This window comes from Variimorphobacter saccharofermentans, assembly GCF_014174405.1.
Taxonomy (GTDB): domain Bacteria; phylum Bacillota; class Clostridia; order Lachnospirales; family Lachnospiraceae; genus Mobilitalea; species Mobilitalea saccharofermentans.
In genome coordinates this window covers 968,183-981,080 of record NZ_JACEGA010000001.1, presented here as the reverse complement: position 1 = coordinate 981,080, position 12,898 = coordinate 968,183, and the positions used below count along the sequence as shown (strand labels likewise).

The 12,898-nt window shown below is 39.7% G+C and carries 8 protein-coding genes; 6 read left to right on the top strand and 2 right to left on the bottom strand.

Features of this window, described 5'->3' with window-relative positions; genetic code table 11:
- Positions 1 to 5: 5 nt before the first annotated feature.
- A complete protein-coding gene (locus tag H0486_RS04360) occupies positions 6 to 3,554 on the bottom strand; it encodes a DUF5717 family protein (protein WP_228351827.1) in 3,549 nt (1,182 codons plus the stop codon).
- A gap of 255 nt (positions 3,555 to 3,809) precedes the next feature.
- Between H0486_RS04360 and H0486_RS04355 the strand changes: the two genes are divergently transcribed.
- The 5 genes from H0486_RS04355 (at position 3,810) to H0486_RS04335 (ending at position 10,179) form a co-directional block, all read left to right on the top strand.
- Complete coding sequence (locus H0486_RS04355; protein WP_228351826.1) at positions 3,810 to 4,907, top strand: pyridoxal phosphate-dependent aminotransferase; 1,098 nt, start codon at positions 3,810 to 3,812, stop codon at positions 4,905 to 4,907.
- Between the two features lie 403 nt (positions 4,908 to 5,310).
- Entirely contained in the window at positions 5,311 to 5,751 is a 441-nt protein-coding gene (locus H0486_RS04350) for a MarR family winged helix-turn-helix transcriptional regulator (RefSeq protein WP_228351825.1), read from the top strand.
- Between the two features lie 50 nt (positions 5,752 to 5,801).
- Positions 5,802 to 8,045 (top strand): ABC transporter ATP-binding protein, encoded by a 2,244-nt coding sequence (locus H0486_RS04345; protein WP_228351824.1) that lies wholly within the window; start codon positions 5,802 to 5,804, stop codon positions 8,043 to 8,045.
- 49 nt (positions 8,046 to 8,094) lie between these two features.
- Positions 8,095 to 9,906, top strand: coding sequence for an ABC transporter ATP-binding protein (locus H0486_RS04340; RefSeq protein WP_228354362.1), 1,812 nt, complete (start codon positions 8,095 to 8,097; stop codon positions 9,904 to 9,906).
- Between the two features lie 21 nt (positions 9,907 to 9,927).
- On the top strand, positions 9,928 to 10,179 hold the full coding sequence (locus H0486_RS04335; protein WP_228351823.1) for a DUF2164 domain-containing protein: 252 nt from the start codon (positions 9,928 to 9,930) through the stop codon (positions 10,177 to 10,179).
- A gap of 107 nt (positions 10,180 to 10,286) precedes the next feature.
- On the opposite strand, the gene H0486_RS04330 is transcribed toward H0486_RS04335, so the two are convergent.
- The gene (locus tag H0486_RS04330) at positions 10,287 to 12,110 is read right to left on the bottom strand and encodes an ABC-F family ATP-binding cassette domain-containing protein (protein WP_228351822.1); all 1,824 of its coding nucleotides are present in this window, start codon (positions 12,108 to 12,110) and stop codon (positions 10,287 to 10,289) included.
- Positions 12,111 to 12,428: 318 nt separating this feature from the next.
- On the opposite strand from H0486_RS04330, the gene H0486_RS04325 reads away from it, so the two are divergent.
- The gene (locus H0486_RS04325) at positions 12,429 to 12,887 is read left to right on the top strand and encodes a GNAT family N-acetyltransferase (RefSeq protein ID WP_228351821.1); all 459 of its coding nucleotides are present in this window, start codon (positions 12,429 to 12,431) and stop codon (positions 12,885 to 12,887) included.
- Positions 12,888 to 12,898 lie beyond the last annotated feature (11 nt).

The window sequence follows — 12,898 nt, the reverse complement described above, 5'->3', positions numbered from 1 at the left end:
GCCACTTATAATAGGATGGGCTCAAAACAAGCCGAAATTATATGCTCCTGTTGTACATAATCTATCATAAGCTCCATAAGACCTACATCATCCTGAGCTTCAATTGCTTTCAGGATACGGTTAATATGAGCATAATGAGAAATCTCCTTCTCCTTATCATCGAAATAAAACCGGATTTCTGTGTGTTGTGTTTCAATTTCACCCTCAGCAGTCTCCTGGGTAATGTAATACTCTAACACCTCATTATGATACAGAATTATTTCCTTGCTGTGAATTCCAAGAAACGTGTTAGGTAATCTCTCTGTAATATAATCCTGTTCCTTATCACTGACGATTCGATAATGAAGATATACCTTATACTTTGGATTACCTCTATATAGAATGAAATATCTGTTTCGAATCTGTTCCGGCAGGGTAACTATACTGCTATAGTTTTGGAAGAACCAAAGCTTAATCCCCTTACGAACCAATCGTTGTATACTGAATTCCACATAAATCCGTTCGTTCTCAGTAAGATTTTGATTTGAGCTCTGATATTTTAGCCAAGCTGCCAGACAAATATCATTCTCTTCGTAATTCAGCTCCCTACGCATAATCGGAAACAGCTCTACAGCAATCGCCCGGTCATGTACCAGATAGCAAAATGCAAAATACGAAAGAAATGCCCTAACCAGAGTATGATTAGATATTCCTTTGTAGTAAGAAAGAAATACACTATAGCTATATTCCAGTTCTGATTCTGTAAACAGCATCTGTGTAATCAGTCGCTCATCCAGGCTATGAGTCGGTAGCTCAAAGGATCTACCCGCCTGCCACAGGTGAATCATATCCTTTAATGCTCCCTGATAGTGCTGTATTAGATATTGAAGTATGGCGATGTCATATTTTCCTTGAGAAAAGATATAATAGCCTAAGGAAAGGATGAGTTCCTGCTGCATTTGGTCTGCTGGTGAGATTATCCATCCGGAACAAAGCTTTAATAATCTGTTAATCGAGATGCCTTCGTAACCAAATTCGTCAAAGGCCTCGAGCACTTTGTCATAGCAGGAACGAATTACCATCATCTCCAAAAACTGATTACGCTCTGATGGTCGGACTTTTCTCAAATCAAGCTTTCTTAAATAATATTCCAGTAGCTCATCATCATAATTCTCATAATAATACTCAATCAATGCTTGCAAGCATTCCGTATAGTACTCTTCTGCCAGGCCCTCCATCTCCAGAACCTTCTTGCGGAGCAGTATAGCATTCTTGTTAACAATCCGATAGTCTTGATATCGATCAAACAAATGAAGTAATAGCTTCGGATGATTGCTATAAGGAAGAAGATTCCCTTCAATCTCCTCTGTATTTATCAGCGCCGTTGTAGTATGTGGAATTGATTCCACATATCGATTTCCATGGCTATCCTGGAAGAAGAGCTCTGCACTCTTTGTATACAGATCAATTTGTGCTTTTCCTTGTATAATCGGTACCGTATCCTGAATATTAAGCTCCCTATGGGCTACGGTAACGCTGACTATATTGGGATTACTGCATTCCAGATCATATCGGTATATCACATAGGGTAAATGCTTTGCCAATTCAGAAGTAAGCGGTCGTCCTAGCACAAACTCCTGATATAAAACTGCTAAGTTACGGTTTATTTCATGTGCCTCCAGCATCCGAAAACTGAACAGCTCCATTTGTTTATAATAAGAATGATAGATGTTATCTATTTTGTCCTTATACTTTACCACATTGGCATACAGAAACGCCTTTTTACTGTCATTTAGTGAACTATTATAAATAAAATACAGTAAAATCGGTTGAGGCAGCATTTCCTGCATCGTATCGCTTACCGTATACATATAGTATTCATATAATTCTGTGATGCGAAGCTGGGCCTCTACTGCAAGACGGTACCAATGAAAATACTTCTCAGAACGCTTAAAACCCTTGATCAGCATACAGCAAATTGCGGATAATATCTCCTTCGTATCGTACTCGTCGTATAGTCTCGTCAATCCACGATATAGGAGCGGGTGCATGGTCTTTCTCTTATTGGTCAGATAGGCATATTGTAGCGCAGTCTCCTGAGATATCATGTAATTTCTTATACCGAAATTAATTGTCTGTATCTCGAATTGTGTTAATTCCAGAAGTAAAAATGGCTCCTCATTATAGATCTGCACTGCTTCAAAATACAGAATCGGACTGTGACAGCCTAATTCAAATTGCTCTTTAATGTCTAACAGCTTCTGTTCCTTGTTTTTCTCATATCGCTTATCTGTATATAATAAAAACCATAGAATGCTCCAATCATTATAACCGTTCTCATAATATTTACGGATAGTCTGCGCTGCATGATCGGTTACAGCTTCCTCCTTACGATATAGAGCAATCAGATATAGATAAGCACAATACTCTGGTATGGATTGTTCCTTTCTTATGGTTTCATCCTCTGGCAGGGAGGATAACAGATTCTCCGCCTGCTTTCGCTTACCGGATAGAATCGCCATATGGAGTTTCAGCAGAAATTTCATAAATTCATTCTGTCCGCTCGGTATCTCATTCATGATATCTTCCGTATTCTCTAAATACTTTACCAGATCAATACGATTTAACCGAAAATGTAAATAATTCTCGATTAAAGCATACTCTGAGTATTTGACATCATATGGACGATTCTCTGCACCATCTTCATGACTGCATTTACATTGAATCGAAACTTGAATTGTCTGATAGGCAGTAGTAATCCAGATATGTCCAAAATGATTTCCCGGCTTTAATTTCTCTGCATTTATCCGATAAAACATCTGATAGGTGTTCCCGATAAAGCGGTCCGCCCACAGGAACTTCTGCTCTAGTTCTATAAAGGGCGCATCCGTATGGACTCTGATTTCAGAGTAACCCCAGTGATCCTTTGTTAAGGTCAGTTTGTCCAGGAAGCTTTCATTCTTTACCTGATACTCCGCATATGTTTTATCGATATTAAGGCGAATTGGTGATTTTTTATGGATGGTTATCAGAAACTCTTCCAGTGCTTGACTGGTCGAGATATTTTTGATTAATTTTTGATATATAAAACGGTACCGGTCCTCATTGCTTAAAAAGATGCGTTCAAAATCTTCCGAGCGGAAAACCTTTTTCGCCTCCGACCAGTCCATTCTTGCCAGATTGGTAAACTGGAATAGATCCTTTGTCTTACCTAAGGAGGTCATGCAATAGGGTACTTCTGTCTGTATTATAAACGGAATAGTTGATTCTCCACAGTCACTAACCACATGAAGCTCTCCCTTATGCGTCTCTCCAGCTTTTAAATAAACAGCATTAAAGCGGTAATGTATTAGGTTTTCTGCTCCACCAAAAGAAGCCTCCTGTAAAACCAGCAAACGACTTGAGGAGTAAACAACTCCCTTCATCACTCTCCCGGCTGTGTTTCCAATCGTGAAGCTGCCCTCATATACTTTACCAGTCTCGACAGTAATACTGATCTCTTCTGTCGATAGCTGTAATTGTGGCTGTTCGAAATCATATTTCCCCTTTGAAAAGCGCTCAATCTTCTCCCTCAAATAATCACCCCAGGTAAATTATTTCAACGCAGTTTGCATCTGTAATCACATAATATGGCAATACCTAAACCCTCGAACACTCTTTGGTATATGAATGATTGCATTTTGATAAAAATAAGCTATAATAATTATAATTCAATCAACAAAAAAAATCCAGTATATATATAAATAGGCAATTATACCGACTATGGATATGCTTGTCCCATCCTTGTCGGAAATTCTGCCAGGCTGTACTGTATCGAAAGGGGTAGTACAATGATAAAACATTCCGATCATTTTCATGGAAGCGATTTAGAAACCATTGAGAAGATATACAAGATTAAGAAGGAGGATATCATCAGCTTTTCTGCCAATGTCAATCCTCTAGGCATCTCTCCGAAGCTACGCTTGACTTTATCTGAACGAATTGATGCCATTATGAGTTATCCTGACAGGGATTATACCTCACTCAGAAAGTGTATTGCAGAGTATGTTCATACTGATGTAGATAGTGTATTGGTTGGAAACGGCTCTACTGAATTAATCTCTCTTTTTATTCAGATTAAAAATCCTAAAAAAGCACTGATCATCGGACCAACCTACTCCGAATATGAGAGAGAGGTTTCTCTCGGAAGAGGCAGTACCCTCTATTATAGATTAGAGGAAGAGAATGATTTTGCCTTGAATATCACCTCCCTTGAGAAGGAGCTGACTCAGGACGTGGATCTTCTCGTTATCTGTAATCCGAATAATCCTACCTCCACTGCAATCGCCCGAAATGATATGCGTAAGATTCTTGATATATGTAAGCAAAAGGGTATCTTTGTGATGGTGGATGAAACCTATGTGGAATTCACGGAGGATGTTCAGAAGATTACATCAGCTCCACTTACCAGTTACTATAACAACATTATAATCCTTCGCGGAATTTCAAAATTCTTCGCTGCTCCCGGTCTACGGCTAGGGTATGCCATCTGTGGAAATGCAGACCTGCTTAAGGAAATGAATCAGAGGAAAAATCCATGGACAATTAACAGTCTGGCTGCCATTGCCGGTGAGATCATGTTCAAGGATGAGGATTATATCAAGGAAACCCGTAGCCTGATTGCCAAAGAGCGTGATCGCGTCTGCGAACGATTAAGTGCTTCTCATAATCTCCGTTACTATACACCTACTGCAAACTTCATCCTAATCAAAATTCTGAAGGATGAGGTCACCTCGATGGATATCTTTGAGGCCGCTATACGTAAGGGATATATGATCCGGGATTGCTCCACCTTCCCATTCTTAAACAATAAATTTATTCGTTTTTGCTTTATGACACCGGAGCGCAATGACGCCCTGCTTGAGGTGATTCTTGAAGAATTAAAATAATATCTAGTCGGTATATGTTATGATGCTTTTTCATAATTCAGGGGTTATGACTTACCATAATGCACTGCCAGAAGAACACATTGCTGATTATATATGGATAAGGCGAACTTATATGTCCGCCTGAGACATGTGAAATCAGCAATGTATCCTTCTGTCTGTATGTGAGGTAAGTCATAACCCCTGAAATATAAACAGCCTTCTTTTATCGAATAAAAGTAATAATAAAGATTTAACATATATGGTAAACATTGATTACAAATGGTTATACTTTATGATAATTTAATAATTTACATCAATTTTTCACCCTCTTTTATATTGACTACATTGTTTGATATGTTATAATACGATTTAATTAGGCACCTAAGTATTAGTATGAAATGAGTCAGAAAGGAGGTATGAAAGAATGGAGCCGAGTGTAAAGCAGCTCATTGAATCTCTGTCACAGGTTTATAAAACAATACATCAAAAATCCTATCAAAAGATGAATAATATGAATTTCTACCCAGGGCAGCCTAAGTTGTTATCCCTGATCAAACATCACGAAGGAATTACACAAAAAGATCTGTCAGAGAAAACCCATGTTACCGCTGCAACAATTACGGGAATGCTGAATAAGCTGGAAGCCAACCATTATGTGTATCGGGTCCCCGATTCAACAGATAAGCGGGTCATGCGTGTCTATCTTACACCGGAAGGGAAGCATTTTGCGGAACATGCAGAGCGATTTCTGATATCCATGTTTGAACAATTGTTTACCGGCTTCAGTGATGAAGAGCTGCAAACCTTTAACCACTTATTAGAAAAAATGAAATCGAACCTTCGTAATTCTGATAGCAAGTCTTAGACTTCTATAGAAATACATGAAAAGTAACAAGAACAAGAAAGGAATCTGACATGTTAAAGCTAATTAAGTTTTTAAAAAAATCGAGTATAGCACTGCTTATCGTTATTGTCTTACTTGTAATACAGGCTTATACTGATTTAGCTCTACCCTCATATACGTCAGATATCGTAAATGTAGGTATTGTTAAAAGCGGAATTGACAGCGGTGTTCCCGCCGTAATACGTAAAACAGAGCTGGATAGAATGACCTTACTAATGACCGAGGATGAAAAGCAAGCTATACTTCCTCATTATACATTAATTAACACTTCCGACCTCAGCCAAAAAGAGCTGACCGAGTATGAGAAGAAGTATCCGTTAATAAGTTCTGAAGAATTATATAAATGGGATGGTAAAGATAAGGAATTGCTTTCCGACAATCTGATCTTCCCCTCTACCCTCTTACTCTTTTTCGAAAGTGAGGAAGAATCCTCCGTTCAAATGCAGTCAAAAATCTATGACTCTTTTCCACCCGGAATGATTCAGGAGGGAACAACTATTTTTGATATACTTCCTATGCTACCGGAAGAAAGCAGAACACAAATGATTGCTGGTATCCGGGAGCAGTTATCCAAAATGCCGGATATGATTATAGAACAATCCGCTATCGCCTATGTAAAGGCCGAGTATGATGCGATCGGGGTTAATGTTCATAAGATGCAGACCGAATACATTCTTACTGTGGGTGCAAAAATGATCGGGCTGGCCTTCTTAGGAATGCTTGCCACAATCCTGGTATCCTTGCTCAGCTCCAGAATAGCTGCTAAAATGGGAAGAGATCTGCGAAAAGATGTCTTTCAGAAGGTTTTGTCCTTCTCGCACAAAGAGATGGATCAATTCTCTACCGCTTCCCTGATCACCCGCAGCACCAATGACATCCAGAATATTCAGAATATGCTGGTTATGTTAATCCGTATTGTTGTATACTCCCCCATTCTGGCAATTGGCGGTATCATAAAGGTTCTCAATACGAATACCTCCATGTCATGGATTTTAATACTTGGCGTAGGCGCTCTATTTCTGTTAATTGGTTTATTAATGGTGATAGCGATGCCAAAATTTAAATTAATACCCAAACTGACTGACCGTATCAACCTGGTTACAAGAGAAATTTTGACCGGACTTCCGGTAATCCGCGCCTTCAGTACGGTAGAGCATGAGGAAAAGCGGTTTGATAAAGCCAATACCGATCTGACTAAAAATAATCTATTTGTTAACCGCACTATGACCATTATGATGCCCGCAATTATGCTCATTATGAACCTGATTGTAGTATTAATCATCTGGGTTGGTGCTGATAAAATCGATGTAGGAACAATGCAGCTTGGTGATATGATTGCATTTATATCCTATGCTATGCAAATTATTATTTCATTTTTAATGCTTTCCCTATTATCCATTATGCTTCCCAGAGCTTCTGTATCTGCTGCCCGTGTGGATGAGCTTTTATCAACAAAGATATCCATACAGGATCCGGTAGAGGAAGCAGCCCTTAACGATAAGATAAAAGGAGTTTTGGAATTTCGTGATGTTTCTTTCCGTTACCCGAATGCGGAGGAGGATGTACTGTCCAACATCAGCTTTATCGCAAAGCCCGGGCAGACTACTGCTATTATTGGTAGCACCGGAAGTGGAAAATCAACTCTGATTAATCTGATCCCTCGGTTTTATGATGCAACCCAGGGTACAATATTAATAGACGGAACCGATATCACAAAAATAAAGCAACATAAGTTGCGCGAAAAGCTTGGCTTTGTTCCTCAAAAGGGTGTACTTTTTAGTGGAACCATTGAGTCCAACATCAAGTTTGGTAATCCCGATATTGCTGATGAATTTATGAAAAAAGCGGCAAGGATTGCACAGGCAGAGGAATTTATTAATACGAAACCGGAGGGATACGAGGCATCTATTTCAGAAGGCGGCACCAATGTATCCGGTGGACAGAAGCAACGTCTATCCATTGCAAGAGCGATTGCCAGAAATCCGGAAATCTATATTTTTGATGACAGCTTTTCTGCATTAGATTATAAGACCGATGCGGCTCTTCGTAAAACCCTGAAGAGCGAACTATCGGATAGTACCGTAATTATCGTCGCTCAAAGAATCAGTACCATTATGAATGCTGAGCAGATTCTTGTATTGAATGACGGGCGCATCGTTGGCAAAGGAACCCATAAAGAGCTTTTAAAGAATTGTGAAGTATATCAACAGATTGCAGCTTCCCAATTGTCAAAGGAGGAGTTGGCTTATGAGTAAGGAAGAAATCAAGCAGGAAAATAGGAAGCCAGACAACAGAAAACGAACAATGGGCGGTGGAGGTCATCCCGGTATGATGCCCGGTGAAAAGGCGAAGGATTTTAAGGGAAGCATGAAAAAGCTTATAAAGAAGCTTGGAAGATACAAATTCGGCTTTTTAATCATGTTGATTTTCTCCGCCGGAAGTACCATATTCTCAGTAATCGGTCCGACCATCTCAGGTGATGCTGTTACCGAAATTGCAAATGGACTTATGAGTAAAATAAACGGAGGCGATGGGATTAATTTCAATGCCCTTGGCAAAATCATATTACTCCTGGTCGGCTTATATGCAGCCAGCTCCCTCTTCTCCTTTATACAGGGTATTATCATGACCGGAATATCACAGAAAGTGACCTACCGGTTACGTGATGAATTATCGAAAAAAATACACAGAATGCCAATGAATTACTTTGATACTACTTCCCATGGTGAAGTACTCTCGAGAGTTACCAATGATATTGATACACTGGGTATGAGTATGAACCAAAGTCTAAATCAATTGGTTACCTCCATTGTTAGCATTATCGGTGTATTCATTGCAATGCTATTAATCAGTGTTCCAATGACACTACTTGCCCTATTAATGCTTCCCACATCCGCATTGATTGTAAGCTTGATTGTAAAGAAATCACAAAAATACTTCAAGCAGCAACAGGAGTATCTGGGCCATGTAAACGGACAGGTAGAAGAAGTATATGGCGGTCATTCCATTGTAAAGGTCTTCAACAAGGAGGCTGACTCAATCAATGAGTTTAATGAAAAGAATGAGAAGCTGTATGAATCTGCATGGAAATCACAGTTTTTATCCGGTTTAATGATGCCTATCATGACGTTTGTCGGAAATCTCGGTTATGTTGGAGTCGCTATACTGGGTGGTTATCTTGCCATTAAGGGCAGCATTACAATCGGTAATATACAGTCATTCTTCCAATATATCCGCAACTTCACACAACCAATCACACAGCTGTCTCAGGTTGCGAACATGTTTCAAAGTACCGCTGCAGCAGCAGAACGTATTTTTGAATTCTTAGAGGAAGAGGAAGAAGTTCAGACAGTAGAAAATCCGGTATCCATTGAAGGACTTAAGGGTAACGTTGAGTTTAAAAATGTACATTTTGGATATCGTGAGGATAAAATAATTATTAAGAACTTCAGCGCCAAAATAGAGGAAGGACAGAAAATTGCCATTGTTGGTCCGACCGGTGCAGGTAAAACCACTATGGTTAAGCTCCTAATGCGTTTTTATGATATTAACAGTGGTGAAATTCTCATAGATGGTCATAATATTCAGGATTTTAACCGAAGTGATCTTCGAAAGCTATTCGGTATGGTTCTTCAGGATACCTGGCTTTTCAATGGAACCATCATGGATAACATTCGCTATAGTAAATTAGATGCAACGGACGAAGAGGTTATCAATGCTGCTAAAGCGGCTCATGTTCATCACTTTATCAAGACGCTCCCTGATAGCTATAACATGGTACTCAACGAAGAATCAACAAATGTATCCCAGGGGCAAAAGCAGCTGTTAACCATTGCCCGTGCCATCTTAGCAGACCCTAAGATATTGATTCTCGACGAAGCAACCAGCTCCGTTGATACCAGAACAGAAATTCTGATACAGAAAGCGATGGACTCCTTGATGAAGGGAAGAACCAGCTTTATAATCGCTCATCGACTGTCCACCATCCGTGACGCAGATTTAATACTAGTAATGAATGAAGGTGATATTGTAGAACAGGGTAACCACGAAGAGCTGCTGGCGAAGGGCGGCTTCTACGCGAACCTCTATAATTCCCAATTTGAGAGATCAGCATAAACCTACCTAGGAGGATCTTATATGAATACAATTGATTTGAAATTCAGTAAAGAGGAAAAAGATCAAATTCTTGAGGAAATCAGATACTATTTTGAGACAGAGCGAGACGAATCACTTGGAATTATCGCTACCGAAAGTGTTTTTGACTTCTTTATGGATACGTTAGGTAAGTATATTTATAACAAAGCTCTGGATGATACAAAGACATGGTATGCTCACCGTATGGATGATGTAGAAGCTGATTTTTACTCCCTGTACAAACCCGTACCATAAGATTTATCGAATGTACAAAGTAAAAGGGCATTCCTGGGATTAACAGCTACAAGCGTACTTCATATACGCGGTAGTAACACTCCCAGAAATGCCCTTACTTATTTATTTTATCTTTCATTCTTTGCCGCTTCGATTTGCTCGGCAAGATCATTTAGGTAAACCCAGCGCTCCATTTTCTCCTCAAGAGCCTTCTCCAAGGCTTCTTTATGAGCCATTAGCTCATTTAGCTTCGAATAGTCTGTAGCTGCTTTTGCGATATCCAAATCTGTCTCCTTAATTTTATCTTCCAGCTCTGCAATGTCTTGATCAATCGTTTCGAACTCTCTCTGCTCCTGATAAGTGAATTTCGGCTTTGAGCTCTTCTGCTTCCAGGTAGCGATACTTGCAGCTTTTGATTCCGTTACTTCACTGGCGGACGAGTCATTTTCAGTTGAAGCAGCTGCATTACGAAGGTTCTTCGCTTCATAATAATCGGAATAATTACCCTCATATTGCTGGATTGTCCCCCGCTCAAAGGAAAAAATACGTGTTGCCATCTTGTCAAGAAAGTAGCGGTCATGGGATACCGTAACCACAATCCCGGGAAATGTCTCCAGGTAATCCTCCAGAATCGTTAAGGTTTGGATATCCAAATCATTGGTTGGTTCATCCAGAACAAGAATATTGGGCGCTTCCATCAACACCTTAAGCAAATACAATCTACGCTTCTCGCCACCGGACAGTTTAGCAATCCGGGTATACTGCATGGGGCCGTTGAACAGGAATCTCTCACACATCTGAGATGCCGTTGCAGTTCCCTCTGAGGTTTGGATGTACTCTGCGGTATCTTTAATATAATCAATTACCTTGAGGCTTTCGTCCATATATTCATTTTCCTGTGAGAAATACCCCAGCTGAATTGTGGTTCCCATCTCTACAGTTCCTTCATCCGGCGGCAGTATTCCGGTGAGAATATTTAATAAGGTTGACTTACCACAGCCATTGGGTCCTATAATACCAATTCGGTCTCCAGGCAACAAAATGTAAGTAAAGTCCTTTATTAATACTCTGTCTCCAAAGCCTTTCGAGATATTGCTTAATTCAATCGTCTTCTTACCCATCCGGGCTGATAACGCATTAATTTCCACCTTACCATCGGTCTCAATCACCTTCCGGTCTCTCAACTCCTCAAAGCGCTGAATATGTGCCTTCTGCTTGGTGGAACGGGCTCTGGCACCTCTCTGCATCCATTCAAGCTCCATGCGAAATAAGCTCTTTGCCTTGCGCTCCGATGCGAGTAGCATATCTTCCCGCTCCGCTTTTAGTTCTAAGAACTTTGTATAGTTGGCAGTATAGCTGTAGATTTTACCTTTATCCAACTCTAATATCTTATTGGTAACCTTATCGAGAAAATACCGGTCATGGGTTACCATAAGAAAGGCCCCTCGATACTTAATCAGATAGTCCTCAAGCCATTGTGCCATCTCATTATCCAAATGATTGGTGGGCTCGTCCAATACCAGAATTTCTGCCGGAGTTAATAGTGTTCTGACTAAGGCAACACGTTTCTTCTGTCCACCGGATAGGATGCCCGGAGAAGCGGAGGAATCGGTTATCCCCATTTTTAACAGCATAGCTTTTGCTTCTCCCTCCAGATTGCGATATTCTTCCTCTGCCTTCTGGTTTAGAACTACATTTTGAAGTATGGATAGCTTCTCATCGAATTCCGGAGTCTGTGCTAGATATCCGATACGTATCTTCTTTCCCTTAGTAACAGTACCCGAATCCGGTTCCTCAAGCCCGGCGATTATTTTCAATAAAGTAGATTTTCCAGTACCATTAATACCGATTAAGCCGATTTTCTCTCCCTCATTGATGCCGAAGCTTACCTGATCAAAGAGCATTCGTTCCGTATAGCTTTTGCTCATATCCTCTACTGTTAATAAATTCATTACTTCGAACCTCTCTATATAAAATGTTGTCCTGTTTTATTTTTGCTTGCTTATCGTAACATAGGGGACAAAAAAAGTCCAGTATACGTAGTTGGTGTACAGTCAGAAAACCGCTGGAATTTATTTCAATTCGCATTATAAAGATTTGCTTTATTTCTTGGAAAATAGTACTTGTCAGACTCTTATTTTATGGTATAATTGTAAAATTATTTAGTAACATAAGTGTTGCCAGAATAGATAGCTTAACACGAGTAGTAATATAAGAAAATGAATTTGCTACAGAATAGTATGACAAGTATAAGCATTAGGGGGGATTTTATGAAGATTCTACTTGCAGAGCGATGTGATGCACCTGTCATATGTGACATTGTACATCGAACCATTGAAGGGATTTATCCGAATTACTATCCTACTGAAGTGGTAAAGTTCTTTGTGGATTATCATAATGAAGAAAAGATCAGAGCGGATATTGAACAGAATATGGTATATGTTATTGAGGATAACGACCAAATAGTGGCTACAGGTAGTATTGACGGAAGAACCATAGGTCGATTGTATGTGCTACCGGAATACCAGGGAAAAGGCTACGGATACGAGATGATGAATTTCCTTGAAGCAACCGTGTCAAAGGAATATCCGACCTCGTTTCTGGAAGCCTCCTTACCCTCTTATGATTATTATCTAAGGCGCGGTTATTACCCTGTCGAATATTTAAAGTATGAAGTGGAAAATCATAGAGTTCTATGCTACTACACTATGGAGAAGAAGTTGACATAATGTTCCTTGAA